This is a genomic window from Haematobacter missouriensis, assembly GCF_000740775.1.
Classification (GTDB): domain Bacteria; phylum Pseudomonadota; class Alphaproteobacteria; order Rhodobacterales; family Rhodobacteraceae; genus Haematobacter; species Haematobacter missouriensis.
Map to the genome: position 1 here is coordinate 19,511 of NZ_JFGS01000004.1, position 24,171 is coordinate 43,681.

Consider the following 24,171-nt stretch of genomic DNA (forward strand, 5'->3'; position numbering starts at 1 on the left):
CCTCCTCAAGCAACGGGGGTCGAGAAAGAGCGCGCCTTGTTCACTTAATGTTCACTTCTTAGTGATTTTCTCTGATCACCAGACAGGAGTTTTTCATGAACGTGGTTTCCCTTGCCGTATTTTTGCCGATTGCATTGCTCATAAGCGGATGCGCTACCGTCACGCGTGGGAAAAGCGATGTGCTCGAGATCATCACGTTGCCGCCCGGCGCCACAGTCAAGACATCCAACGGCTATGGCTGTGCAAGCACGCCCTGCGCGATCAAGATGCCGCGCCGATCGGAATTCGCTGTCTCGCTCACCAGGGAAAAATGTGAACCGACTGAAGTCAACGTCACGCACAAGACATCGGGAAGCGGCGGGGCCGCCCTCGCGGGCAACATCCTTGCAGGTGGCATCATCGGGCTTGGTATCGACGCTGCCACAGGGGCATCGCAGGAACTCGTGCCAAATCCGATCAACGTGACAATGGCCTGCCGCGGGTGATCAACCCAGCTCGACGGTATATTTCTCGATAACCGTATTCGCGAGAAGCTTTTCGCACATTTCACGGACCGCTTTTTCAGCGGCGTCGCGGTCCGTTTCCGCCAGGTCGAGTTCGATCACCTTACCCTGACGGACGCCTTCCACGCCGCCGAACCCGAGCGTTGCGAGCGCGTGGCGCACGGCTTCGCCCTGCGGATCGAGCACACCGTCTTTCAACATCACGTGGACGCGGGCTTTCATGGGATCGCTCTCCTGGACAGTCGCCGGCCCCCCGGCATTCGCCGCTCTCCTAGGCGGTTCAACGCGGAAAAGGAAGCCCGCTTACGCCGAAATCACCTCAGTTAATCAGGGTCGGCTTCGTCGCATGGGTCACGTTGGACGGAAGGACGCCGAGACGCCGCGCGATCTCCGTATAAGCTTCTGAGAGGTTGGAAGCCTCGCGCCGGAACGGATCCTTGTCCAGCCGCTCGACGGGAGATTTCATGTCCCAAAGTCGGCAGCTGTCGGGGCTGATCTCATCGGCCACCACAAGCCGCTGATAGTCGCCATCCCAGATGCGTCCGATCTCGATCTTGAAATCGGCCAGCCGGATGCCGACGCCCATCATCACGCCAGACATGAAGTCGTTCACCCTGAGCGCGAGCGCCACCATATCATCCAGATCCTGCTGCGCGGCCCAGCCGAAGGCGATGATATGCTCTTCGGAGACCAGCGGGTCGCCGAGGGCATCGTCCTTGAAGTAGAACTCCACGATGGGACGCGGAAGTGCGGTTCCCTCGGGTATGCCCAACCGCTGGGAGATCTCCCCCGCAGCGAAGTTCCGCACGACAACCTCCAGCGGGATCATCTCCACCGCACGGATCAGTTGCTCACGCATATTGATCCGGCGAATGAAATGCGTGGGAACGCCAATCGCATTGAGGCCGTTCATGAAGAACTCGGAAAGGCGGTTGTTCAGCACGCCCTTTCCTTCCACCACAGTGGATTTCTGCGCGTTCGGCGCCTTCGCGTCGTCCTTGAAGTACTGGATCAGGGTACCCGGCTCAGGCCCTTCGTAGAGGATCTTTGCCTTGCCTTCGTAAATCTTGTTGCGCCGTGCCATGAATTCTCCGTCGGCCGGCGGCGGTCGCACCCGTCGCCCTTGGCTGCGTCATAGGATAATAAGGCCCTTCCCGCAAGCCGGTCGCGGACTTGCGACCGTGGCCGTGACAGACATATGTGTATTGTGGACGCTATAGCCAAGATGCGAGGAGGTTGCAGTCATGACCATGTTTGCCGACCGTGAGCGCGCGTTTGAAGCCAAGTTTGCGCATGACGCCGAACTCAACTTCCGCGCGGAGGCGCGACGCAACAAGCTGCTGGGCCTGTGGGCTGCGGATGTCCTTGCCAAGACGGGCCCGGAGGCCACTGCCTTCGCCGCCGAAATTGTTCGTACGGATCTTCTGAGCGGCGGCCAGGCCGACGTGGTCGCGTATCTGGTTGAACAACTCTCAGGCAGCGCGGCGGAGGCGGATATACGCAACAAGCTAGACGAATGCGGTGCCCAGGCCCGGCGGGAGATTTTTGATGATCTGCAATAGGTAGGGGCTCTTCCGCTTTTGCGGGCGGCCCCTCCTTTTCTCAGCCCGCCGGATTGTTGGGGGCAAACTGGGCGAGCCAGGTCTCCGTCAGGGGCTTGCCGTCGAGCGCCATGTAACCGCGCATCTCCACGATGTCGGTCCCGGCCACGGTCAGGTCGAATATCGCGCGCCAGACATTCCCCCCGGGCACCGGCTCCACCAGTGTGCGGGTGATCTCTCCCCGGCTGGTGGTGACCTCGATGGTCGGGAACACACCATATGGGATCTGGGTAAGCACGGGCGGATTATCGAATTCGATGGCGATCTTGTACACACCCTGCGGACGCGGCTTGCCGGGCTGGCCGCCGCGTCCATAGCGGGTGGAGATTACCTGCGCCACGTTTGTCGCCGGGAAAGGCTCCTGATCCACCCAGTGAAGGCGGTATGAAAGATCGTAGCGGCTCCCCTTTACCGCCGCTTCCTCCGGCACCCAGAAGGCTCCGATATTGTCATGGATCTCGTCGTCCGTGGGGATCTCGAGAAGCTGTACGCTTCCCCTGCCAAGCGGCTTCAAGGGTTCCACCCAAAGGCTCGGACGGCGGTCGTAGAACACACCATCGCGGTAATGATCGAAGTTCCTGTCCCGCTGCAGTAGCCCGAAACCCTTCGGACTCTCATCGCCGAAGGCGGATATGCGCGTCTCCGTAGGGTTGCGAAGCGGCCGCCAGATACGCTCGCCCGCACCCGTCCAGAGGGCAAGACCGTCGGAATCATGCACCTCCGGTCGCCAATCCTCCATCCGTGCGCGCCCGTATTCCGCGTACCAGAACATGGAGGTGAGCGGCATGAGGCCCAGACGCTTCACGTCCTCCCGCAGGAAAAGCGTGCACTCGATGTCCATCAGCACGCCCTTGGAGCGATCCTGCCCGCGGGTCATGGTAAAGCGGTAGGCGCCGGTCACACTCGGCCCGTCGAGCAGGGCGCAGACCGTGACGGGTTGCTCGGGATCGGGCGATTCCGCGATATAGAAATCGGTGAAATCGGGAAATTCTTCCGGCGCATCCGGGACTGCTGGGTTGATGGCCACGCCGCGCGCGGACAACCCGTATTGCCCGAGCGCACCTATCGCGCGGAAATAGGAGGCGCCCAAGAAGGCCACCCAATCCTGCGTCCGCCAGTCTTCCGCCCCCCACCACTCCTGAAGCCGGAAACCCGCGAAACCCGAGTCTTCCGGCAGGCGGCGCGCCGGGCTATCGTCCGGCATGGCGAAGTAGGAGGGTGAATACATCACCTCACGCGCCGTACTGTCCTGAACGAGGTGCATCCGCACCGACTTCTGGAAGTACTGGCCGAGATGGAAGAAGACGACCGGATACGCTCCACCCGAACCTTCGTGCGCATAGGGCGAGAGGTCCGTGTTGAACTTGATCTTGCCCCAGGCCTCGTAGTCGATTTCCTGTGTAACTTCCGGCGCGGGCCGATACGGCGCGCGATAGGCGGACTTTGCCGCCGCTTCAGCCCGCTGAATCAGCGTTTCGAAGGTGAACGGTTGCGCCGTCCCGAGGTGAAGGCTGTTTTCCTGCGCGCGTGCACCGCGCCATGACATACCGAGCAGGGGCGGCATCAGCGCAGTGGCCGCAGCGGCGCCAAGGAGGCTGCGTCGGGTAAGGCGGATGGACATCGTCGGTGTTCCTGCTGGCTGGCAACATGCGACGGCGGCGTCAGAGAGCCGTCGGCGCGGAGGAACCTCGCGCGCAGCGGATCGAATACCATCTCCCGGGTGCCGCCATCAATGCCGAAGCGGCGGGTCCGTGCGGGTTCCCGCGTATCTGTGATGCGGAAAACGCGGGTTTTCGCAGATTCCGAGGCCTCCGCCCCTTAATATTCAGAACAGCGAAAGCTGGTCGCCCGGGCGCGGCGGGACGCGGAACAGGTCGGTGCGCAGGGCCCGTCCCTCTCGCGCAAGGCCGAGACGCGTCACGGCGACGCGGAACCGGGCAGACATCAGGTCGGCCCATGGTCCCTCCCCCCGCATCCGCTTGCCGAAGGCCGGATCGTAGTCGCGCCCGCCGTGCAGTTCCCGCACCCGCCCCATGATCCGGGCGGCACGGTCGGGAAAACTCTGCTCTGCCCATTCGCGGAACAGGTCGGACACTTCCCGTGGCAGGCGAAGCGGGATCATGCTGGCCATGGTCGCACCGGCGTCACGTCCGGCCTCCAGTATCGCTTCCATTTCATGGTCGGTGAGCGCGGGGATCATCGGAGAGGCCATGACGCGCACCGGGATGCCGGCCTCCGCCAGCCTGCGGATCGCAGCCAGCCGCCGGGCCGGCGCGGGCGCGCGCGGCTCCATCCTGCGCGCGATGTCGGGGTCCAGTGTAGTCACGGATACCCCGACCGCAGCGAGGCCGGAAGCGGCCATCGGAGCAAGAATGTCGATATCCCGTTCGATCAACGCCCCTTTGGTGACGATAGCCACCGGGTGGTTGAACTCGCGGAGCACTTCGAGCACCCGCCGCATCACCTGCTCCTTGGCCTCCACCGGCTGATAGGGGTCGGTGTTGGTGCCGATGGCGATGACAGCGCAGGCATATCGCGGCGAAGACAGCTCCCGCGCCAGCACCTCATGTATACCCGGGCGCACGATGAGCTTCGTCTCGAAGTCCAATCCGGGTGAGAGGTTCAGATAGGCATGGGTGGGGCGGGCAAAGCAGTAGATGCAGCCATGCTCACACCCTCGATAGGGGTTGATGGAGCGATCGAAGCCGACGTCGGGGGACTTGTTGCGGGTGATAGCGCTTCGCGGACGTTCGATCCGCAATTCGGTGCGGAGCAGGCGCTCCTCCTCCGGGATGTCCCATCCATCATGGAACACCTCCTTCCGTTCCGCCTCGAACCTGCCACTGGCATTGCTGCCGGCCCCGCGTGCACGGAGCCGCAGATGAGGAGGGAGTGGAGAATCGTCGAGCTTCGCCATGCGTGCATTATCAGAACATTTAGCGAACATTGCAACCGGATTCAGGCGGTCTTTCGCCGGTTGAAGGGGGAATGCCGGCCTCTTTCCGCCGACCTGCTGTACTTGTGGGTTTGCCCTGAGAGGGTCGCTCCCGTAAGCAGGAGAAAGTCCCGAAAGGAGTTCCCATGGCGCGCATCCTCTTCGTTCTGACCTCGCGGCGCGAAACCGGCGGAAACCGGACACCGACGGGCTTCCATTGGGAGGAGTTTGTCACTCCCTATTGGGCATTCCGGGATGCGGGGCACGAGGTCGTCGTGGGTTCGGTGCTTGGCGGAGAAGCGACCGGTCTACCAGGGTCTGAGGTCGATGGCCCGCATGGACGTATCTCCCGCTCCGTCCGCCGCTTTCAGGAGCGTGGGCAGGAGATGGAACTGCTTCAAGGTACGCTGCCCGTCGTTGCTGCCAAGGCTGAGGATTTCGACGCTCTGTTCTTTCCGGGCGGTGTCGGTCCGCTGTGGGACTTGCACGAAACGCCGGAGGTCGGCGCGCTTGTTTCCGCCGTTCTTGCCAAAGGCGGTGTTGTCGCGACAGTCTCTACCGGAGCGGCGGCGCTTCTGACGGCACTGGACGCGGAAGGGGAGCCGATAGTCCGGCGGCGGCGGATCAGCACCGCACCGGATGCAGAGCTTTCCGCCGTGGGCCCCGCGCCATATTCCATCGAAGCGGCCTTGGTGGAGCGGGGTGCGAGGATCGGTCGCAACGAATATATGTTCCGGCCCCACGCGCTCCGTGACGGTGGCCTGGTTACCGGGCAGAATCCGGCCTCCGCGGCACCGGTCGCCCGCCTTGTGCTGAGCGCGCTGGCCGACATGCAAGGCGCGCAGCCGACACTGGAACTCGTGCCGCCCGCGCTTTTCCGGCGCCCGGGATAACGGTCAGGAGGCGCGGGCTGCCTCCGCATCCGCCACGTCGCGAATGCGCCGAACCATTGCGCGGAGACCATTTGACCGCTGTGATGACAGATGCTCGTCAAGGCCCAGCCGCTTCAGTTCACCCGGTGCATCCACCTTGCGCACCTCTGCCACCGTCAACCCGGAATAGAGCGCGTGGAGAATGGCGATCAGTCCCCTGACGATCATCGCATCGCTGTCGCCTTCAAAGGAAAACACGGCATCCGCGCCCTTGCCATCCATGACCGGGCGGATCCAGACCTGACTGGCGCAGCCATCCACCTTGGTCGCAGGTACGCGAAAGGCATCGTCGAGCGGCGGCATCGCCTTGCCGAGTTCGATCACATGGCGGTAGCGGTCCTCCCAATCGTCGAGGAAGTCGAACGTGTCGGCGATGTCTTCAAAAGCTGGCGTGGCCACGGCAGGTCTCCTTTGGCATTGGACCTAAGCGTCCAGTCGCCCCTCGTCCAGCCCCAGCCTTAGAAGTAGCTTTGCAGAGGGCGCGGCACTCGCTGCTCCGTCGCGCGGGGGCGACGCTCCATCCCGGTTCGCGGGCGTGCCGGGACACACGGGGTATCGCGAGCGGCCCTGGACCGGCGGCACTGGGGTCGAGCCGGAATTGGCTTTCCAACGGCCGCCCTTTCGGCTACCGAAGAAGCCAAGAACGAGGGACGTCCGATGAAGATACCGCTGCTCGCCGCCCTGACGCTGGTCATCGCGCTTGGTGGCTGCGCCTCGCGCTGGAATCCGATGAATTGGGCGGGGTCGAGATCGTCCCCGGACACGCTGGAGCCGGAGGAAGGCTATGCTGCGGCGACTGTGGACACCCGGCCGCTGGTCGCGCAGGTAACGGGGCTTACGATCGATCAGGCCCCGGGCGGCGTGATCGTCCGTGCAACCGGGCTACCGCCGACCCAGGGTTACTGGAACGTCGCGCTGCTTTCGCAGGGCACGGCCGAAAACGGCACGATGACCTACCGGTTCGTAGCCGTCCCGCCAGGCACACCCGTTCCCGCAGGCTCGACCGCCGCGCGTGAGGTAATGGCGGCGCGATTCATCAACGCTTATCAGCTTGAGGGCATCCGACATATCGTCGTCGTCGGAGCAACCAACCAGCGGAGTGTGAGCGCCCGCTGACCGGAACGCAGGAGGAGGGGCGCGACTTCGCGCCGCCGCCCGTCGCAGGCTGCTGAAAAAGCACTTCACAGTTCCCTTTGGGTGGAGAACTATCCCATCTTGTTGAGGAGCGCCCCGGAAACCGCGGGTTTTGGCGCGTGACCGGACAGATGTTCTGGCTTTCTACGCAAGCCCGGCGTGACCGGCTTTCAGCAGCCTGCGAGGTCAGTCCCAGCGCGCCAGAATGTCCGCCACCGCCAACGGCTCCGTCTGGCTCGTCTCGCGCACCACCCCGGGCGTGCGCGACAAGCGCGGGGCCGGTGCCGGCTGCACAACGCCATCCCACGTCCCGAAGGCGCCACGCGCCACGTTGTGCGGATGGCTGGCCGCTTCATCGATCGACAGGACGGGGGCGAAGCAGACATCCGTCCCCTCCATCTCCGCACACCATGCGTCACGGCTCCGCGTCGCAAAGACGGCGGCGAAGGTCTCCCTGAGGCTCGGCCAGTTCGCAGGATCGGAGCGGTCCGGCAGGTCAGCGGTATTCAGGCCGAGCCGCGCCAGCAGTTCGGCATAGAACTTCGGCTCCAGCGACCCGACCGAAACGAAACGGCCATCGGCACAGCGATAGCAGCCGTATTCGGGCGCGCCCCCGTCCAGAAGATTCGCGCCACGCCGGTCCTGCCAGCGGCCACCTGCGCGCATGCCGTAGATCATCGACATGAGATGCGCCGTGCCATCGGTGATCGCGGCGTCCACCACCTGCCCCCTGCCGGAGCGGGCAGCCTCCAGCAGCGCAGCAGCCATGCCGAAGGCGAGATAGAGCGCACCGCCCCCGAAATCCCCGATCAGGTTCAGGGGAACCGCAGGCATCTCCTCTGGCCCGATTGCATGCAGAGCGCCAGAGAGGGAGATGTAGTTGATGTCATGTCCCGCCGCGGGGGCGAGCGGTCCCGTCTGTCCCCAGCCCGTCATCCGCCCATAGACCAGTTTCGGGTTCTCCGGGAAATCGCTCGGGCCTAGGCCCAGCCGTTCCATGACACCGGGCCGCATGCCTTCTATCAACGCGTCGGCGCGGGAGACGAGGCCACGGGCTGTCGTTCTGTCCTCCGCATTCTTCAGGTCCAGCCGGATAAAGCCCCTGCCCCGGTTCAGGATGTCGTAGTCCAGGCCAAGCAGGCTTTCACTGCCGGGTCTCTCGATGCGGATGACCTCCGCGCCCATGTCGGCCATGAGCATGGCGGTGAAGGGTGTCGGTCCCAGCCCCGCGAACTCGACAACCCTGATCCCCGCGAGCGGGCCATTCCCTTCCGTCATCCTCTCCCCCCTTTTTTGACCCCGGCGTATCCAGCGTCAGCCGGAGGCGCGTTCCTCCAGCGCCAGCCATTCCTCCTCCGCCTGTGACAGCGCCTCCTGCCGCTCCGTCAGGGCGGAACTGGCCTTTGCGAATTTGGCAGGCTCCCGTGTGAACAGGTCGGGATCCGAAAGAAAATCGGTGAGCTTCGTGATCTCCGCCTCCAGCCGTGCGATGATGGCGGGCAGCGCCTCCAGCCGGTGCTTCTCGGTAAAGCTGAGACCGGTGCGATCCGGCGCGCTTTCCTGCCGGGGCGCGCCGTCTTTCTTCGGCTCCGCCCTGCGGGGCTGGCCCTTTGGCTCATCGGTGGCAGTTGGCGCGCCACCCGCCTTCTGGGCACGGTAGTCGCTCCAGCCGCCCGCATAGACGGTGGCGCGTCCATCCCCCTCCATCGCGACGGTCGTGGTCGCGACACGATCTATGAAGTCACGGTCGTGACTGACCAGCAGCACCGTGCCATCATATTCGCCAAGGAGGTCCTGCAACAGGTCCAACGTTTCAACATCAAGATCGTTGGTCGGCTCGTCGAGCACCAGCACATTCGACTCGCGCGCCATGATCCGCGCCAGCAGGAGCCGCGCGCGCTCCCCCCCGGATAGCGCGCTCACCGGCGCGCGCGCCTGCCGTTCGTCGAACAGGAAGTCTTTGAGATAGGCCACCACATGTTTCGGCCGCCCCCGGACCATCACCTGATCCGACTGGCCGGAAACGCGCATCTCCGGGTCGCCGGTAAGGCTTTCCCACAGCGTCTGCGCCGGGTTCAACTGCGCGCGCGCCTGATCGAAGATCGCGATCTCAAGGTTCGTGCCGAGCCGTACCGTGCCGGTATCGGGAGGGATCTGCCCCGTCAGCATGCCGATGAGTGTGGTCTTTCCCGCGCCGTTCGGCCCGACGAAGGCCACCCTGTCGCCCCTGAGGACGCGGAGCGAGAAATCGCGCAGGATCGTCCGCTCCCCAAAAGCCTTGGAGATATGGCTGGCCTCCACGACGAGACGCCCTGACTGATTTCCGGCCTCCAGCGCGAGGTCCGCCGTACCCTGACGGCGGATCATGGAGGACCGCTCCTCCCGCAGCGCGGCGAGCGCACGGACACGGCCCTGGTTGCGCTTGCGGCGGGCGGAGATGCCTTCCACCGCCCATTTCGCCTCCGACTTGATCTTGCGGTCGAGCTTGTGTCGGGCCGCGTCCTCCTCTGTCCAGATGCGATCGCGCCAGTCCTCGAACCCGTCGAAGCCCTGATCCAGCCTGCGGACCTGCCCCCGGTCGATCCACAGCATTCCGCGGGCCAAACGGCGCAGGAACGCCCGGTCGTGGGAAATCAGCACAAAGGCCGAGCGCGTGGTCGAAAGCGTCTCCTCCAGCCAGCCGATCGCGGAGATGTCGAGGTGGTTGGTCGGCTCATCAAGCAGCATCAGCTCCGGCTCTCCCGCCAGAAGCTTTGCCAGCGCCGCGCGCCGCTTCTCTCCACCCGACGCCGTGGCAACCGGCGCTTCGGCGCGGAAGCCCAGCCCTTCGGCGGCCATCGCGACACGGTATTCCTCACCCGGGGGCAGGCCATCCGCCGCGAAGTCGCCCAGCGTGGCAAAGCCCGACAGGTCAGGCTCCTGCTCCATGTAGCCAACATGCGTCCCGGGCGAGAGCACCTTTTCGCCCGCATCGGGCTCCACCAGCCCCGCCATGACCTTCATGAGCGTCGATTTGCCGGAGCCGTTGCGACCGACGAGCGCCAGCCGGTCACCGGGCTGCACCACAAGGTCGAGACCTGCGAAAACGGGGTTTCCACCCCAGGTGAGAGAGATGCCAGAAAGCTGGAGAAGGGGAGCGCGTGCCATGGCGTTGGCCTAGTGCCGCGCCGGTCGGAGGTCAACAGGCGCTTGTGCTTGATGGGCCTGCCTTGCGTTCCGCCGCCGGAGTGACATGACGGTCGCGTCAAGCGCGTGGTGGTGGCACCAGCCCTTTGCCGCAGTCCCGCTTCGGAGCGGGCAGACCGGTCGCTCGACGGTCCGTGGCCCCTGCGCCCGCCGGTGTTACTGCTTGGCGTGCGCCAGACTGGAACCCTGCATCGGCAGGGTTCCTTGGCAAGCTGCTCAAAAGGTCAGGTGTCTGACATCCAGGCTGTGGAAGTGGGTAAATCAGCCATGAACTGTTCGAAATGCGTGGCTCTCCGGCTGGATTTGGCCAGATTGCGACGGATTTCACTCCAACGCGGACCTTAAAGCCTTTTCCAGCCGCCTGTCAGGCTTCGCGGATGATCTTGGCGAAACCGTCGAAGATATTCGCGTTCGCGGCCAGAACGGTGCCCTTTTCGATCGGGTCGTCGTCCTTGCGGACGGCCTCTGCGAAGCCACCCGCCTCGCGCACCAGCAGCAGACCCGCCGCCATGTCCCAGGGGTTCAGTCCGCGTTCCCAATAGCCGTCGTAGCGCCCCGCCGCGACATAGGCGAGATCGAGGGCCGCCGCCCCCCAGCGCCGCACACCGGCGCAGACCGGCATGAGCCGTCCGAGATCCTTCAGCGTTGCCGGCAGCGTGCTGCGCCCGCCGAAGGGAACACCGGTCGCGAAGATGCACTCGATCATCGTGCGGCGGTCGGAGACGCGGAGACGCTGCTCGTTCATCCACGCGCCTGCGCCCTTCTCCGCCCAGTAAAGCTCGTCCTTCGCCGCGTCGAACACCACGGCGGAGACGATCTCCCCCTTGTGCTCAAGCGCGATGGAAACGGCCCAGTGCGGAAGCCCGTGCAGGAAGTTCGTGGTACCGTCAAGCGGATCGACGATCCACCGCCGGGTCGGATCCGCGCCCGCGATGGCGCCCGTCTCCTCGCCCAGCCAGCCGTAGGTCGGGCGTCCGGCGAGAAGATCTTCCTTGATGATCTGCTCGGCGGCGATATCGGCCTTGGAGACGAAATCCCCTGCCCCCTTGGAGGAGACCTGAAGGTTTTCGACCTCCCGGAAGTCTTTCACAAGGCTCCGGCCCGCGCGCCGCGCGGCCTTGATCATCAGGTTGAGATTGGCGCTGCCCCGCATGCTAGGCTCCTTTCGATCAGCCCGCGCATATAGCGGCTGCCGAAGGATAAGGAAAGCGCCTCCTTCTGCTGATGCCGCGTGGCCGACCGTCAGCGTGCTTTGCCTTACGCGTGAAAGCCGGCCTGCCCGTTTCTTAGCAAGCCGGACGTGATGCTTCCCGGAGTTGGATGGGGAGAGGAGCGCGGGCCGTCACCGCCCCTCGATGATCTGCGCGATTCGCGCGCTGTCTTGCCCGGGTGTGAGCCAGCGCCCACGTTCCAGTATCTCCAGCGTATATTCCCGGTAGGTCAGTCCGCAGGCTTCCGCCAGCTTCATCCGCCGCCGCACCACCTCGACCGGGGCTTTCCACGCAGCTTTCACCTCCGTCTGCCACCGCAACACCATGCCAAGGCCCTGCAAGGGAGGGCCGCCATTGTGGCCGATGCCGAAGGGCGGCCGCTCCTCCCGGACGGGCGGTGCGAAAGCGGCCTGCCAGGCCGCGCTGTGCCGGATCTTCGGCGCAGGCGTGAGGAAGGGAACTGTGTCTGCCATGCGGCACTGTTGCCGCCATCTGGTCCCGCCCGCAAGCGCGATCCGCGCGCGGCCCTTTCCTTTGAGCGGCGGCAGCGCTACCTTCCGGCCATGACGACGATCCTCGATAAGATCCGGGCCTACAAGCTCGAAGAAGTGGCCGCCCGCAAGGCCGCGCGGCCGCTTTCCGATGTGGAGGCCGACGCGCGCGCTGCCTCCGCGCCCCGCAACTTCGCCGAGCGGCTGATCGAGGCGTCGAACGGCGGCTACGGCTTGATCGCCGAGATCAAGAAGGCCAGCCCCTCAAAGGGACTCATCCGTGCCGATTTCGATCCGCCGGCTCTCGCCCGCGCCTATGCCGAGGGCGGGGCGACCTGCCTTTCGGTGCTGACGGACGGCCCGTCCTTCCAAGGGGAGGACAGCTATCTGACCGCATCGCGCGAAGCGGTGGATCTTCCGGCGCTCCGCAAGGATTTCCTGTTCGACCCCTATCAGGTGACGGAGGCGCGCGCCCTTGGCGCCGATGCGATCCTTATCATCATGGCTGCGGTGGACGACAGCCTTGCCGCGGAGCTGGAGGGCGCCGCGAAGGACTGGGGCATGGATGTGCTCATCGAAGTGCATGACGAGGCGGAGCTGGAGCGCGCGCAGCACCTCACCTCACCGCTCATCGGGATCAACAACCGAGACCTTCATACATTCGAGACCAGCCTCGACGTGACCCGTCGCCTCTCGCGCCTTGTCCCGCCGGAGCGCACGATCGTTGCGGAAAGCGGCATGTCCACGCCCGCCGATCTCGCCGATCTGGCGCAATATGGAGCGCGCTGCTTCCTCATCGGGGAAAGCCTCATGCGGCAGGAGGATGTCGCCTCCGCCACGCGCACTCTCCTGGCCAACCCCATGGTCGGAGCGATGGGGTGAGCGAGCCCTCCTGCGCCGGTTCTGCTGTCCCCAGCTCGCCCGAGAATGGCCTGCAGGGGACGGCTGACGGGGAAGCAGACCATTCGGTCGGCGAGCCTCCCGCCGCCGCCATGGCCGGTGCACCCGGCTCCCCGGATGGCGAGGGCATCAGCCAGCCCCTCACGCATTTCGATGCGGAAGGCCGCGCCCATATGGTGGACGTCACCGAAAAGGACGTGACCACCCGCACCGCGACGGCGGCGGGCAGCGTCAGGATGACGGAAGCCACGCTGTCCCGTATCCTCACCGGTGCCGCGGAAAAGGGAGACGTCATCGGCGTGGCACGTCTGGCGGGCATCATGGCTGCCAAGCGCACCGCTGATCTGATCCCTCTCTGCCACCCGCTGCCGCTCTCCCGGGTTGCTGTGGATCTCGTGCCCGATCACGCGCTCCCGGGCCTCAGGGTCGAGGCGACGGTACGGACCACCGGCCGGACAGGTGTGGAGATGGAGGCCCTGACCGCGGTCACCGTCGCCGCGCTGACCGTTTACGACATGCTCAAGGCGGTCGAGCGGGGTATGGTCATCTCCGATATTCGTCTGCTGATGAAGGATGGAGGGCGCTCCGGTCTTTACATCTCCGGTGATGCGCCGTGATCCCCCATGAGGAGGCGCAGGCCCGGGTTCTGGCCCTCGTCTCTCCGTTGACCGTGGAGACGGTGCCGCTCCGGGAGGCCGCCGGCCGGGTGCTTGCGGAACCTGTTCTGGCAGGGCGCGATCAACCCCCCTTCGATGCTTCCGTGATGGACGGCTATGCGATTACCGCCGCCGATCATCGTACCGGGGCGAAGCTCCGTGTGATCGGTGAAGCCGGTGCCGGACATGCCCATCCAGGTCGATTGTCACCGGGAGAGGCGCTCCGCATATTTACCGGCGCGCCGGTGCCAGAGGGCGCGGCTGCTGTCGTCCCGCAGGAAGACACGAGCCGCGACGACACGCTTGTCACGCTTGACCATGTCGATCCCGAAAGCAGTTACATCCGCCCGCGCGGGGGTGACTTCGCGGTCGGAGCGACACTGCCCGCACCACGCCGCCTTTCTCCCGCCGATCTGGCGCTGATCGCTGCGATGAATCTTCCCGATGTCCGCGTCCGTCGCCGCCCGGTCGTTGCCATCGTCGCCACCGGCGATGAGCTCGTCATGCCCGGCGAAACGCCGCGTCCCGACCAGATCGTCTCCGCCAACTCCTTCGCCCTCGCCGCGATGATCGAGGCGGAGGGTGGCATCGCCCGCATCCTTCCCCTCGCCCGCGATGAATTCGATGCCCTGAGAACGGTGCTGGACCTGACGGCGGGCGCCGACCTGATCGTCACGATCGGAGGTGCCTCGGTCGGAGATCATGACCTGATGTCGCAACGGGGTAAAGACCTCGGGCTGGAACTGGAGTTCCACCGTATTGCCCTGCGCCCTGGCAAACCACTGATGGCCGGGCGAAGGGGAAACGTGCCGCTTCTGGGGCTGCCGGGCAACCCGGCCTCCGCCATGGTCTGCGCGGTACTGTTTCTGCTCCCCATGCTGCGCGCGATGCAGGGCCACTCGGACCCCCTTCCACGCCCTCGCACCGCCCGCCTCTCCCGGGATGTCGCCGGGAACGGCAACCGCGCGCATTTCATGCGAGCCCGTCTGGAGGAGACCGGAGCGCTGCCCCTGCTGCATCCTGCAGAAAGTCAGGACAGCTCGCTCATCGCGGTGCTTTCGGATTCGAATGCACTCCTCTTCCGCCCCATCGGCGACCCACCGAGAAAAGCCGGGGAAACAGTGGCTTGGTTTCCTTTTTAAGTTTGACACAAAGCACGAACACCGTTAGAACTTAAGCGGAACATACTGGCGGGAGAATTTCCGTGCTGACGCGCAAGCAATTGGAACTTCTGGATTTTATAAATAAAAGAATGCAGCGTGACGGCATTCCTCCCTCTTTTGATGAAATGAAGGAGGCGCTGGATCTTCGCTCCAAATCCGGCATCCATCGCCTTATAACTGCGCTGGAGGAGCGCGGGTTCATTCGCCGCCTCGCCCATCGCGCGCGGGCCATTGAGATTCTAAAACTGCCGGAAGCAATGGAGAAAGCAAGCTTCGCGCCCCGCGTCATTGACGGGGATCGCCCCTCCCAACCAAAGGGTGCACGCCCTGTTACGCCGATCCACGCGACGGAGTTACCGGTAATGGGACGGATTGCCGCCGGTACGCCGATCGAAGCCATCAGTGAGATATCACATCATGTCGCGGTCCCCGGACAGATGCTTTCCGGTCGCGGAAATCACTATGCCTTGGAAGTACGCGGTGATTCCATGATTGAGGCCGGGATCAATGACGGTGATATCGTGGTAATTCGCGAACAGCTCACGGCAGATAATGGTGACATCATCGTGGCTCTGGTCGAGGGTCAGGAGGCAACGCTCAAACGCTTCCGGCGGCGCGGGTCGATGATAGCGCTTGAAGCGGCCAATCCGACTTATGAGACCCGCCTTCTCCGGGATGATCAGGTAAAGGTGCAGGGTCGGCTTGTCGGGCTGATTCGAAGCTATTGACAGGCTAGATCATCGGGGGCTTTTTTAACCGCTTTCCGATGCAGATTTTGCAGATTTTCATCGGCTTTCCTAGATGTGACAGCTTTCAGCGGGTGTCTCAATGGAGCATCAGCGGACCTTGGTGATTGAGGCGGACCCTACGTTAACCGGGGTTAGACTTGCGGAGCTTCGTCGCCGCCGCTCGTAGGTATGCTGCGGAACTTAATGAGTGTGATCGGGTCTTGCACTGATCGGGCTACGGGGATTCGCGATGGTAGTCTGGCGCTAAACCCCCATCTGTTCGTGAGCTTCAGCATGAGGGTTGGATCCACTTGTGTTCCTACTCCGTCTGGGAAACAGCCTGAAAGGCATCGATGAGGTTACTTGGCTGGACGAAGTCCAAATGTGACGGCATCAGCCTGGCTTTTAGGAAACGAATTCGGAGATTTGCTTAACACGGATCGTCTTGGACAGCCGATCTGGTGGACCGAGGACCACTTGCCGAACTCCTCCGGCAGGTCGCGCCAAGGCGCGCTGGTTCTTGCGATCCAGAGAATGCCATCCAGAACTCGGCGATGATCCGCAGGTCTACGCCCGTTCGGGTGCCGGACGGCACGAATAAAGCCTTCGAAGAAGGCCCACTCATCGTCAGATACCAGATTGCGAGCCAACATCATCTTCCACCTAGAGAGGACCTTGAATTACAGGACGCGGGCCAGCGGAATCTTTTTGTCAACACAACTTATGGTAGATATCTTTCGACGAACTTCGCCCCCTCCAGTCCAGATGCAAAAGATGGCTCCCCTGCCCGGCTGATCTTGGGCCTGCGACGGATCGCGATCGTTTTCACGCCTGCTCCTGCTTGCAAAGGATCGCGATGGCCCGCTGTTGGGTGAACTTCGATACGTTCATGTCCGGTCCTCATTCTAGACCGGACTACAACATCAGATGGACAAGTTATTAGCAGTTATAGCAGATGAGATAAGTCCATCGCAGTTATCTTGGAAAGGATGAACGATGAAAAATATGGTTTTGATCATGGTATTACTTGCCGGATGTGGACAGGCTTCATCCAATCATCGGGAATCCAACACGCCCGAGCAGCGCGCCCAGGAATTCGCAGGCATGTCCTTGACCAGCCTCTGCAACCTCTATGGCAATCCGCGCACTCAGCCAGAGACGAAAGCAAGTGTGCTAACAGAAGTCCAACGACGCGGCTTCAATGGTTGTCCATCGGCCCGCTGAGTGGAAAAAGGCCGCTTAAAAGCGGCCCTTTTCCTCAATCCTCGACCATGTCGCCATCGTTCTCCGCAATGGCGAAATCGAGACCATGGGCAGCACGGATACGATCCTCGATGGTAGAGGCAACCTCGGGATGGTCTTTCAGGAACTGCTTGGCGTTCTCACGTCCCTGACCGATGCGCTCATCGCCGTAGGAGAACCACGAGCCCGACTTATCCACTACCCCGGCCTTAACGCCGAGGTCGAGGAGTTCGCCGGTCTTCGAGATACCCTCGCCGTACATGATGTCGAATTCGACTTGCTTGAAGGGCGGCGCGACCTTGTTCTTGACCACCTTCACCCGCGTGGTGTTGCCAACCACCTCATCCCGATCCTTGATGGAGCCAGTCCGACGGATGTCGAGGCGAACGGAGGCATAGAATTTCAGTGCCTGCCCGCCAGAAGTGGTTTCAGGAGAACCGAACATCACACCGATCTTCATGCGGATCTGGTTGATGAAGATCACCATGCAGTTCGACCGGCCGATCGAAGCGGTGAGCTTCCGCATCGCCTGACTCATCAGACGCGCTTGAGCGCCGACCTGGCTGTCACCCATGTCCCCCTCGATCTCCGCCTTGGGAGTGAGGGCGGCCACCGAGTCGACCACCACCAGATTGACCGCGCCCGAGCGAACCAGAGTATCAACGATTTCCAGCGCCTGCTCACCCGTATCCGGCTGCGAGATCAGCAGTTCATCCAGATTGACGCCCAGCTTGCGTGCATAGGAGGGATCGAGCGCGTGTTCCGCGTCGACAAAGGCGCAAACGCCACCCTTCTTCTGTTCCTCCGCCACCACGTGTAGCGTGAGCGTCGTTTTACCCGAGCTTTCCGGGCCGTAGATCTCCACGATCCGCCCTCTCGGCAGACCGCCGATGCCAAGGGCGATGTCGAGGCCGAGCGACCCCGTTGAAGTGGCTTCGATCTCCGCGACGGGGCTGTCCACCCCGAGCTTCATGATAGAGCCCTTGCCGAATTGCCGCTCGATCTGGGCGAGCGCCGAGTCGAGGGCCTTTTGCTTGTCGCTCACGCGCTTGTCCGTCATGTCGAGGAGGTTCGCCATTGCCATGTGATGCGCCCTTCTTGTCACAGCCTGCCGCGACCGGCAACCTTCGCCGGAAGTTCTTTTATTGTTCTCATTATCTATGCGATCAAAACGAGAACAAATCAATCGAATTCTTCAAGAATCGACGATCTCACGGCAAGGTTAACAGAAGGTTTATGACCGACGCGCTTCAACGAAGGCTTTGGCGATGAGGGCGAGCAGAGCGATCAACGTCAGAACAGTGGCGGCAGCAAAGGCGCCGACGGCGTTGTAGTCGTTGTAGAGCAGTTCGATCTGTAGGGGCAGCGTGTTCGTCTGGCCGCGGATATTGCCCGAAACAACAGAAACCGCGCCGAACTCTCCTACCGCCCGCGCCGTGCAGAGCACGGCACCGTAGAGCAGCGCCCAGCGGATGTTCGGCAGTGTTATCCGCCGGAACACCTGCCAACCGGATGCGCCGAGTGTGACGGCTGCCTGCTCCTGCTCGCTTCCCTGCGCCTGCATGAGCGGCAGCACCTCCCGCGCGACGAAGGGAGCGGTAACGAACAGGGTAACCATGACGATGCCGGGCAAGGCAAAGAGGATCTGGATGTCATGTGCGGCTAGCCAGGGCCCCAGCAGCCCCTGCCGCCCGTAGAGAAGCAGGTAGCAGATACCGGCGATGATCGGCGAAATGGAGAACGGGATCTCCACCAGCGCCATGACGAACTTCCGCCCCGGGAAACGGAAACGCGCCACCAGCCACGCAGCAGCAAGCCCGAATCCCACGTTCAGCGGCACTACGATGAGCGCGGTGAGCGTCGTGAGCCAGATGGCGTGCAGCGTGTTGGGATGCAGGATGTTCGCCTGCCAGACCGCCCATCCCTGCCCGAAGGCGCGCCAGAAGATATAGACGAGCGGCACGACGACCAGCACCAGCGTCATCGCCACGGCCAGCCCGATCAGCAGCCGGGGAACCAGCACGCTCCGGCGAGGCGCAAGCGCGCCAGTGGCGGTGGCTGCGGTCATGCGGCCTCCTTGTGGCGCATCGCCCAGGATTGCAGCAGGTTGGACAGCACGAGCAGGACGAAGGCAAAGAGCAGCAGCGTCAGCGCGATGGCGGCGGCGCCGGAATAGTCGTATTCCTCCAGCCGGATGACGGCGAGCAACGAGGCGATCTCCGTCTCGAACGGCAGGTTGCCCGCGATGAACACCACAGCGCCGAACTCCCCGAGCGAGCGCGCGAAGGAGAGCGTCACCCCAGCCAGAAAGGCGGGCAGAATCGCGGGAAAGATCACCCGGCGGAAGATCGTGAAGGGCCGCGCGCCCAGCGTCGTCGCGGCCTCCTCCAGTGCGTGATCCAGATCCTCCAGCACAGGTTGAACCGTGCGGACCACGAAGGGGATGGAGGTGAAGGCCATCGCGATTGCCACGCCCCAGATCGTATAGACAACGGGAAAGCCCGCTGCCTCCAGCCACATGCCGAACCAGCCGTTCCCGGCGAAAAGTGCCGTCAGCGTGATGCCCGCGACCGCCGTCGGAAGAGCGAAGGGCACATCCATGAGCGCGTCGAGCAACCGCTTGCCGGGAAAGTCGTAGCGCGTCAGAACCCATGCCATCAGCAGGCCATAGACCGCGTTGACCACCGTCGCCATCGCCGCCGCCGTCAGCGTGAGTTGAAATGCGGCAAGCGTGCGCGGTCCGGTGACGATCTGCCAGTAGCGGGCCAAGCCGATATCCGCCCCCTTCATCACCAGTGCCGCGACAGGCACCAGCACGATCACCGTGAGATAGATCATCGTCACGCCGATGGAGAGGCCGAAGCCGGGAAGTACCCGTTTCGGCCGCACCGGCGCGGTGGAGGGGACGGAGAGGCTCATTGGTTGACGAACACGCTGTCGAGAATGCCGCCCTCGGCGAAATGCTCGGCCTGCGCCTTTTCCCAGCCGCCGAAAACGTCGTCCACCGTTACCAGCTTTACCTCCGGGAAGTTCTCGGCGAACTCTTCCGCGGCGGCTTCGTCATGCACGCGGTAGAAATGCTCGGCGAGGATTTTCTGCCCCTCCGGCGAATAGAGGAAGTCCAGGTAGTCCGCCGCCAGCTTCTCCGTACCGTTCTTCTTGGCGACCTCATCCACCACGCTCACCGGAAAATCCGCCATGACAGAGAGGGAGGGCGTCACGCGCTCGAACCCCTTGTCGCCGTATTCCCGCGCGATGCCGCCGGTTTCTGCTTCGAAGGTGATGAGAACGTCTCCGATCTCGCGCTCGGCGAAAGTCGTCGTGGCGGCGCGGCCGCCCGTGTCGAACACCGGGACGTTCGAGAAGAGCTTCTTCACGAAAGCCTGGGCCTTCGCCTGATCACCGCCGTTCTGATCCAGCGCAAAGGCATAGGCACCGAGATAGGTATAGCGCGCGTTGCCGGAGGTCTTGGGGTTCGGGAAAACCACCTTGACGTCGTCGCGGACAAGGTCCGACCAGTCACGGATGTTCTTCGGGTTCCCCTGTCTCACGAGGAAGGCCGGCAGCGAGTAATAGGGCGAGGCATTGTTCGGAAGCCGCTCGCGCCAGTCCTTCGAGATCAGGCCGCCTTCGGCCAGCACGTCGATATCGGTGACCTGGTTGAAAGTGACCACGTCCGCGGGCAGCCCCTCAAGGATAGCGCGCGCCTGACGGGAGGATCCGCCATGCGACTGGTCGATCGTCACGTCGCGACCGGTTTCGGCTTTCCACTTCTCGGCGAAGGCCGGATTGATGGCGGCGAAAAGTTCACGTGCGATGTCGTAGGATACGTTGAGCAGCTTGTCCTGTGCCAGAACGGGCGCGGCGAAGCCCAGCCCTGCGGCAAGGACGGCTCCGAAAAGGGCGTGTTTCACGAACGGTTCTCCTTGAGTATGGCGGTAGGGGCGACGAGCGGCGCGGCCTGCGGAGCGCGCTTTCCGTCGGCGAAGACACGGCCCGCTTCGGGGCGCATCCTGATCGGGGTACCGGTGCGGATATCCGCGACCCCGCTCGACCGGCGCGGAGCCTCGATATCGAAGGACAGCCCGCCCGGACCGGTCACGGACAGCCGGAGCGTGGCGCCGGTGCTGATGATGGCCGAGACCGTGAACGGGGATGTCTGATCCACCGCCGGGATGATCTCACCGGGGCGCAGGAACAGCCGCGCAGCCCCGTCTGGATAGGCCACCCGCGGCAGATGCGATGCATCCACGCCCGCAGCCTCCACCCGCCCAGCCCTGAGCGTGACCGGCAGTTCGACCGTCGCGCCGAGGAAGCGGGCCACGAAGGGCGTCGCGGGATGGTCGTAGATTTCGTCGGGCGTGCCGATCTGCTCAATCCGCCCCTCCCCCATCACCACGACCCGGTCTGCCAGTTCAAAGGCTTCCTCCTGATCGTGGGTGACAAAGACAGTGGTCGTGCCGCGCGCCTCATGCACCTCGCGCAGCCAGCGGCGCAGATCGCGGCGCACGGCGGCATCCAGCGCGCCGAAGGGTTCGTCAAGCAACAGAACCTCCGGGCCGATGGCCATTGCGCGCCCGAGCGCCACACGCTGCCGCTGCCCGCCGGAAAGAGCGGCCGGATAACGGTCGGCAAGATGTGCGATCTGCAGGAAGTTCAGCAGATCCGTCACCGTCGCCGCGATCTCCGCCTTTGCCGGGCGACGGGAGCGGGGGCGGACGGTCAGGCCAAACGCGATGTTGTCGCGCACGGTCATGTGCGGGAAAAGCGCGTAGTGCTGGAATACGAACCCGGTGTTTCGGGTCCGCGCGTCCAGCGCCAGCCAATCCGTCCCGTCATGGGAAATCGCCCCGGCATCCGGCCAGTCCAGCCCCGCGATGATTCTGAGCAAGGTCGTCTTGCCGGAGCCGGATGGACCCAGCAGCGCGACCAGCTCACCCGAGCCGATTTCCAGCCCAATTCCCCGAAGCACTTCCGTGGTCCCGAAGCGTTTGGTGAGCCTTTCGATGATCAGAGCCATTACCATTGTCCTCGGGTTCCGGGTCAACGGAAGCTAGAGGCGGCGAAAACCGTGAACAAGGAAACAGGATGGGCGATTTTTGTGTTATTGTAAGCATAGTATCTTATTTACTGGCTTACATATAGAATATTTATCTATTCGCCTCACCCATCATAGACAGATCACAGGAAGAAAATCCGATGCCGGGCTGTCCGTCGGAATATCCGACGCCCTGCAGCCTCGACCGCAGAACGCTCGCCTGGATTCGGCAAGGGGGGAGAAACACTCGCCATCATCGGCAAGTACGCAACCTCAGGTGTAGCACCCCCGCCTCTTACCCAAAAAACGATCTGCTTTCCCTTGGGTTACCGTTGACCGCTTGCATGCGTTATCTAGCCTCATCACAAGGGCGTGCCGCGCGCTGCGCCCAAAAGGGGGGAAAATGAAACGACTGCTGCTCTCGACAGCCCTTTTCGGGTTGTCCGCCACTCTCGCACAAGCTGCTGCCATCGAGCGCACCTTCACCTCATCCTCGATCCTGTTCGAAGAGGGTCGCTATGTGGAGTTGAGCCTCGGTACGGTTAATCTCGACTCGAGCGGGCGGTTGAACGGCCTGCCGGTGTCGACCGGCGGCGGCGTGATGGGGAATTTCAACACATACATCCTCGGGCTGAAATATCCCGTCACGCCGGATCTGGACGTGGCGCTCGTGCTGGATCAGCCGGTAGGCGCCGATGTAAGCTATCCATCCGACACGCACTATCCCCTCGCGGGGACCCGGGCCAAGGTGCGCTCCAACGGCGCGACCCTCATGGCGCGCTACAAGTTCAATGAGAATTTCAGCATCTATGGCGGCCTGCGCGTGCTGCGAACGTCCGGGCACGTGAATCTGAACACGCCGCAATTCACTTATGGAATGCAGACGGATTCGGAGACCGACCTGGGCTGGCTGGCCGGGGTGGCCTACGAGATCCCGGAATACGCGGTTCGCGTCGCGTTGACCTATAGCTCCCCCATCGATCATGATTTCGGGGCGCGGGATACGTTCGTGGGCGACACGCGCTTCACCACCACCATCCCGAAGTCGGTTCAGCTCGAGTTTCAGACCGGAATCGCGCCCGATTGGCTGGCCTTCGGCTCCATCCGCTGGGTGGAATGGTCCAAATTCGATATCAATCCGCCGGCCTACAACATGCTGACTGGCGGGCCGATGGTGGGTTATGAGGACGATACCACCACCGTCGTGGTGGGCATTGGCCACAAATTCAACGAAACCTGGTCCGGGGCCGTTCTGTTCGGTTATGAAACCGCGATGGACGGCTATTCCTCCAACCTCGGGCCGCCGAACGGGCGTCGCAGCATCGGTCTGGCCGGAACCTATACCCATGGCCCGATGAAGGTGACGGCTGGCCTCTCCTATCTCGACATGCGGGACAGCGAGACGAACATCGGTGGAGCCTATACCGCAACCTTCAACCAGAAAGGTTTGCTGGCCGCCATGAAAGTGGGCTACGCCTTCTGATCGCCAATTGCCCCGTTCCCGCGCGAACGGGGCTACCCATGCCGGATCGAAGCGGTTATCCCTCCGGCAAAACCGGAGGGATCATGATCTACGCCACTGCCCCCGACTGGCTCGACGCGCCTGCGAAACGGGTGCTGCTGTTTGGCATGTCGGGGCTTGGCAAGACCCATGTTTCCAACATCCTGCGCGACAGCGGGCGCTGGTTCCACTACTCCGTCGATTATCGCATCGGCACGCGCTACATGGGCGAATTCATCGTCGATAACTTCAAGCGCGAAGCGATGCGGAACCCGTTCCTGCGCGACCTTCTGATGAGCGACTCGATCTTCATCGGCTCCAACATCACCTTCGACAATCTCGCACCGCTTTCCACCTATCTCGGCAAACCCGGCAACCCGGAAAAGGGCGGCCTGCCCTTTGCCGAATACATGAAGCGGCAGGAGCAGCACCGGGAGGCAGAGATCGCCTCGCTGCTCGATACCGGGCGTTTCATCGACCGGTCAGAGGATATCTACGGCTATCCGCACTTCGTCTGCGACTCCGGCGGCTCCATCTGCGAGGTCGTCGATCCCGACGACCCGGAGGACACGGTGCTGACGGCACTTGCCTCCCGTGCCCTGCTCATCTGGATCAGGGGGTCGGAGGCGCATACCGCCGAACTCGTCCGGCGTTTCGACCGCGCGCCAAAGCCGATGTATTATCAGCCGTCCTTCCTGCATGATGCCTGGGCGACCTATCTGACTGATACCGGTCTTGGAGAGACGGACGTCGATCCCGACGCTTTCGTCCGCTGGACCTATGCCCGGGCCCTCGCCCACCGCCAGCCGCGCTATGCTGCCATGGCCCGGAACTGGGGTATCAGCCTTGATGCGGAGGATGTGGCGCGGGTGAGATCGTCCGATGACTTTGCGGCCCTTGTCGCGAGAGAGCTTGAGGACAAACGCGCGAGAGCATAACTCGCCGCTCTG

25 protein-coding genes and 1 pseudogene are annotated in these 24,171 nt (G+C 63.3%); 11 read left to right on the plus strand and 15 right to left on the minus strand.

Translation table 11 applies throughout. The features are described 5' to 3' along the window. Positions 1 to 95: 95 nt before the first annotated feature. The gene (locus CG51_RS05760; protein WP_035743039.1) at positions 96 to 485 is read left to right on the plus strand and encodes a hypothetical protein; all 390 of its coding nucleotides are present in this window, start codon (positions 96 to 98) and stop codon (positions 483 to 485) included. Here CG51_RS05760 and purS read toward each other — a convergent pair whose 3' ends face one another. Then, positions 486 to 725 carry a phosphoribosylformylglycinamidine synthase subunit PurS gene (gene purS / locus CG51_RS05765; protein WP_035743040.1) on the minus strand — a complete coding sequence of 80 codons (240 nt, stop codon included), beginning with the start codon at positions 723 to 725 and terminating at the stop codon, positions 486 to 488. A 97-nt stretch (positions 726 to 822) separates the two neighbouring features. Further along, positions 823 to 1,587: a phosphoribosylaminoimidazolesuccinocarboxamide synthase gene (gene purC / locus CG51_RS05770; RefSeq protein WP_035743042.1), complete on the minus strand. Its 765-nt coding sequence runs from the start codon at positions 1,585 to 1,587 to the stop codon at positions 823 to 825. A 160-nt stretch (positions 1,588 to 1,747) separates the two neighbouring features. On the opposite strand from purC, the gene CG51_RS05775 reads away from it, so the two are divergent. Next, positions 1,748 to 2,065 (plus strand): DUF1476 domain-containing protein, encoded by a 318-nt coding sequence (locus tag CG51_RS05775; protein WP_035743043.1) that lies wholly within the window; start codon positions 1,748 to 1,750, stop codon positions 2,063 to 2,065. Positions 2,066 to 2,105: 40 nt separating this feature from the next. On the opposite strand, the gene CG51_RS05780 is transcribed toward CG51_RS05775, so the two are convergent. Further along, a complete protein-coding gene (locus tag CG51_RS05780) occupies positions 2,106 to 3,725 on the minus strand; it encodes an OpgD/OpgG family glucan biosynthesis protein (protein WP_035743045.1) in 1,620 nt (539 codons plus the stop codon). A 204-nt stretch (positions 3,726 to 3,929) separates the two neighbouring features. Further along, a complete protein-coding gene (locus CG51_RS05785; RefSeq protein ID WP_035743053.1) occupies positions 3,930 to 5,021 on the minus strand; it encodes a PA0069 family radical SAM protein in 1,092 nt (363 codons plus the stop codon). Between the two features lie 164 nt (positions 5,022 to 5,185). Here CG51_RS05785 and CG51_RS05790 point away from each other — a divergent pair, with 164 nt between their 5' ends. Further along, on the plus strand, positions 5,186 to 5,932 hold the full coding sequence (locus tag CG51_RS05790) for a type 1 glutamine amidotransferase domain-containing protein (RefSeq protein WP_051930106.1): 747 nt from the start codon (positions 5,186 to 5,188) through the stop codon (positions 5,930 to 5,932). Between the two features lie 3 nt (positions 5,933 to 5,935). Here CG51_RS05790 and CG51_RS05795 read toward each other — a convergent pair whose 3' ends face one another. Continuing rightward, positions 5,936 to 6,370: a SufE family protein gene (locus CG51_RS05795; protein ID WP_035743056.1), complete on the minus strand. Its 435-nt coding sequence runs from the start codon at positions 6,368 to 6,370 to the stop codon at positions 5,936 to 5,938. 258 nt (positions 6,371 to 6,628) lie between these two features. Between CG51_RS05795 and CG51_RS05800 the strand changes: the two genes are divergently transcribed. Next, the gene (locus tag CG51_RS05800; protein WP_035743059.1) at positions 6,629 to 7,087 is read left to right on the plus strand and encodes a hypothetical protein; all 459 of its coding nucleotides are present in this window, start codon (positions 6,629 to 6,631) and stop codon (positions 7,085 to 7,087) included. Positions 7,088 to 7,291: 204 nt separating this feature from the next. Here CG51_RS05800 and CG51_RS05805 read toward each other — a convergent pair whose 3' ends face one another. The 4 genes from CG51_RS05805 to CG51_RS20525 all read right to left on the minus strand — a co-directional run bounded on the left by CG51_RS05805 (position 7,292) and on the right by CG51_RS20525 (position 11,975). Beyond that, positions 7,292 to 8,383: a CaiB/BaiF CoA transferase family protein gene (locus CG51_RS05805; RefSeq protein WP_035743063.1), complete on the minus strand. Its 1,092-nt coding sequence runs from the start codon at positions 8,381 to 8,383 to the stop codon at positions 7,292 to 7,294. Positions 8,384 to 8,419: 36 nt separating this feature from the next. Then, complete coding sequence (locus tag CG51_RS05810) at positions 8,420 to 10,252, minus strand: ABC-F family ATP-binding cassette domain-containing protein (protein ID WP_035743065.1); 1,833 nt, start codon at positions 10,250 to 10,252, stop codon at positions 8,420 to 8,422. Between the two features lie 403 nt (positions 10,253 to 10,655). Next, positions 10,656 to 11,444, minus strand: coding sequence for an inositol monophosphatase family protein (locus tag CG51_RS05815; protein ID WP_035743068.1), 789 nt, complete (start codon positions 11,442 to 11,444; stop codon positions 10,656 to 10,658). Positions 11,445 to 11,633: 189 nt separating this feature from the next. Then, the gene (locus CG51_RS20525) at positions 11,634 to 11,975 is read right to left on the minus strand and encodes a hypothetical protein (RefSeq protein ID WP_198947618.1); all 342 of its coding nucleotides are present in this window, start codon (positions 11,973 to 11,975) and stop codon (positions 11,634 to 11,636) included. Between the two features lie 90 nt (positions 11,976 to 12,065). Here CG51_RS20525 and trpC point away from each other — a divergent pair, with 90 nt between their 5' ends. The 4 genes from trpC (at position 12,066) to lexA (ending at position 15,440) form a co-directional block, all read left to right on the plus strand. After that, complete coding sequence (trpC, locus tag CG51_RS05825; protein WP_035743272.1) at positions 12,066 to 12,875, plus strand: indole-3-glycerol phosphate synthase TrpC; 810 nt, start codon at positions 12,066 to 12,068, stop codon at positions 12,873 to 12,875. Positions 12,876 to 12,985: 110 nt separating this feature from the next. Next, on the plus strand, positions 12,986 to 13,510 hold the full coding sequence (gene moaC / locus CG51_RS05830) for a cyclic pyranopterin monophosphate synthase MoaC (RefSeq protein WP_051930150.1): 525 nt from the start codon (positions 12,986 to 12,988) through the stop codon (positions 13,508 to 13,510). After that, positions 13,507 to 14,691: a molybdopterin molybdotransferase MoeA gene (locus CG51_RS05835; RefSeq protein ID WP_035743071.1), complete on the plus strand. Its 1,185-nt coding sequence runs from the start codon at positions 13,507 to 13,509 to the stop codon at positions 14,689 to 14,691. The genes moaC and CG51_RS05835 overlap by 4 nt, the downstream gene beginning before the upstream one ends. Positions 14,692 to 14,753: 62 nt before the next feature. Beyond that, complete coding sequence (gene lexA, locus CG51_RS05840; protein ID WP_035743074.1) at positions 14,754 to 15,440, plus strand: transcriptional repressor LexA; 687 nt, start codon at positions 14,754 to 14,756, stop codon at positions 15,438 to 15,440. Between the two features lie 458 nt (positions 15,441 to 15,898). Here the strand turns inward: lexA and CG51_RS19445 are convergent. Further along, positions 15,899 to 16,096: pseudogene (locus CG51_RS19445) on the minus strand (transposase); the annotation flags it as partial. Positions 16,097 to 16,436: 340 nt separating this feature from the next. Between CG51_RS19445 and CG51_RS19950 the strand changes: the two are divergent. After that, positions 16,437 to 16,664 carry a hypothetical protein gene (locus CG51_RS19950; protein ID WP_143412827.1) on the plus strand — a complete coding sequence of 76 codons (228 nt, stop codon included), beginning with the start codon at positions 16,437 to 16,439 and terminating at the stop codon, positions 16,662 to 16,664. Positions 16,665 to 16,698: 34 nt separating this feature from the next. On the opposite strand, the gene recA is transcribed toward CG51_RS19950, so the two are convergent. The 5 genes from recA to CG51_RS05865 all read right to left on the minus strand — a co-directional run bounded on the left by recA (position 16,699) and on the right by CG51_RS05865 (position 21,702). Next, positions 16,699 to 17,766 carry a recombinase RecA gene (recA, locus tag CG51_RS05845; protein WP_035743077.1) on the minus strand — a complete coding sequence of 356 codons (1,068 nt, stop codon included), beginning with the start codon at positions 17,764 to 17,766 and terminating at the stop codon, positions 16,699 to 16,701. Positions 17,767 to 17,916: 150 nt separating this feature from the next. Next, positions 17,917 to 18,750: a sulfate ABC transporter permease subunit CysW gene (cysW, locus tag CG51_RS05850; RefSeq protein WP_035743080.1), complete on the minus strand. Its 834-nt coding sequence runs from the start codon at positions 18,748 to 18,750 to the stop codon at positions 17,917 to 17,919. Further along, the gene (cysT, locus tag CG51_RS05855) at positions 18,747 to 19,601 is read right to left on the minus strand and encodes a sulfate ABC transporter permease subunit CysT (protein WP_035743083.1); all 855 of its coding nucleotides are present in this window, start codon (positions 19,599 to 19,601) and stop codon (positions 18,747 to 18,749) included. The genes cysW and cysT overlap by 4 nt, the downstream gene beginning before the upstream one ends. Then, the gene (locus CG51_RS05860; protein WP_035743086.1) at positions 19,598 to 20,596 is read right to left on the minus strand and encodes a sulfate ABC transporter substrate-binding protein; all 999 of its coding nucleotides are present in this window, start codon (positions 20,594 to 20,596) and stop codon (positions 19,598 to 19,600) included. Before CG51_RS05860 ends, cysT begins: the two co-directional genes overlap by 4 nt. After that, positions 20,593 to 21,702: a sulfate/molybdate ABC transporter ATP-binding protein gene (locus CG51_RS05865; protein WP_035743088.1), complete on the minus strand. Its 1,110-nt coding sequence runs from the start codon at positions 21,700 to 21,702 to the stop codon at positions 20,593 to 20,595. Before CG51_RS05865 ends, CG51_RS05860 begins: the two co-directional genes overlap by 4 nt. A 421-nt stretch (positions 21,703 to 22,123) precedes the next feature. Between CG51_RS05865 and CG51_RS05870 the strand changes: the two genes are divergently transcribed. Together CG51_RS05870 and CG51_RS05875 are read left to right on the plus strand one after the other, a co-directional pair. Further along, positions 22,124 to 23,203: an OmpP1/FadL family transporter gene (locus tag CG51_RS05870; protein ID WP_035743090.1), complete on the plus strand. Its 1,080-nt coding sequence runs from the start codon at positions 22,124 to 22,126 to the stop codon at positions 23,201 to 23,203. An 83-nt stretch (positions 23,204 to 23,286) separates the two neighbouring features. Beyond that, a complete protein-coding gene (locus CG51_RS05875; RefSeq protein WP_035743092.1) occupies positions 23,287 to 24,159 on the plus strand; it encodes a hypothetical protein in 873 nt (290 codons plus the stop codon). Positions 24,160 to 24,171 lie beyond the last annotated feature (12 nt).

Coding starts and splice junctions, on each gene's coding strand:
- CG51_RS05785 (WP_035743053.1), bottom strand. CDS start 5,021: ATGGCGAAGCTCGACGATTCTCCACTCCCTCCTCATCTGCGGCTCCGT.
- CG51_RS05810 (WP_035743065.1), bottom strand. CDS start 10,252: ATGGCACGCGCTCCCCTTCTCCAGCTTTCTGGCATCTCTCTCACCTGG.
- CG51_RS05780 (WP_035743045.1), bottom strand. CDS start 3,725: ATGTCCATCCGCCTTACCCGACGCAGCCTCCTTGGCGCCGCTGCGGCC.
- CG51_RS05800 (WP_035743059.1), top strand. CDS start 6,629: ATGAAGATACCGCTGCTCGCCGCCCTGACGCTGGTCATCGCGCTTGGT.
- cysW (WP_035743080.1), bottom strand. CDS start 18,750: ATGACCGCAGCCACCGCCACTGGCGCGCTTGCGCCTCGCCGGAGCGTG.
- CG51_RS05815 (WP_035743068.1), bottom strand. CDS start 11,444: ATGCGGGGCAGCGCCAATCTCAACCTGATGATCAAGGCCGCGCGGCGC.
- recA (WP_035743077.1), bottom strand. CDS start 17,766: ATGGCAATGGCGAACCTCCTCGACATGACGGACAAGCGCGTGAGCGAC.
- purS (WP_035743040.1), bottom strand. CDS start 725: ATGAAAGCCCGCGTCCACGTGATGTTGAAAGACGGTGTGCTCGATCCG.
- CG51_RS05775 (WP_035743043.1), top strand. CDS start 1,748: ATGACCATGTTTGCCGACCGTGAGCGCGCGTTTGAAGCCAAGTTTGCG.
- CG51_RS05870 (WP_035743090.1), top strand. CDS start 22,124: ATGAAACGACTGCTGCTCTCGACAGCCCTTTTCGGGTTGTCCGCCACT.
- CG51_RS05805 (WP_035743063.1), bottom strand. CDS start 8,383: ATGACGGAAGGGAATGGCCCGCTCGCGGGGATCAGGGTTGTCGAGTTC.
- purC (WP_035743042.1), bottom strand. CDS start 1,587: ATGGCACGGCGCAACAAGATTTACGAAGGCAAGGCAAAGATCCTCTAC.
- CG51_RS05875 (WP_035743092.1), top strand. CDS start 23,287: ATGATCTACGCCACTGCCCCCGACTGGCTCGACGCGCCTGCGAAACGG.
- moaC (WP_051930150.1), top strand. CDS start 12,986: ATGGCCGGTGCACCCGGCTCCCCGGATGGCGAGGGCATCAGCCAGCCC.
- trpC (WP_035743272.1), top strand. CDS start 12,066: ATGACGACGATCCTCGATAAGATCCGGGCCTACAAGCTCGAAGAAGTG.
- CG51_RS20525 (WP_198947618.1), bottom strand. CDS start 11,975: ATGGCAGACACAGTTCCCTTCCTCACGCCTGCGCCGAAGATCCGGCAC.
- CG51_RS19950 (WP_143412827.1), top strand. CDS start 16,437: ATGAAAAATATGGTTTTGATCATGGTATTACTTGCCGGATGTGGACAG.
- cysT (WP_035743083.1), bottom strand. CDS start 19,601: ATGAGCCTCTCCGTCCCCTCCACCGCGCCGGTGCGGCCGAAACGGGTA.
- CG51_RS05790 (WP_051930106.1), top strand. CDS start 5,186: ATGGCGCGCATCCTCTTCGTTCTGACCTCGCGGCGCGAAACCGGCGGA.
- CG51_RS05865 (WP_035743088.1), bottom strand. CDS start 21,702: ATGGCTCTGATCATCGAAAGGCTCACCAAACGCTTCGGGACCACGGAA.
- CG51_RS05760 (WP_035743039.1), top strand. CDS start 96: ATGAACGTGGTTTCCCTTGCCGTATTTTTGCCGATTGCATTGCTCATA.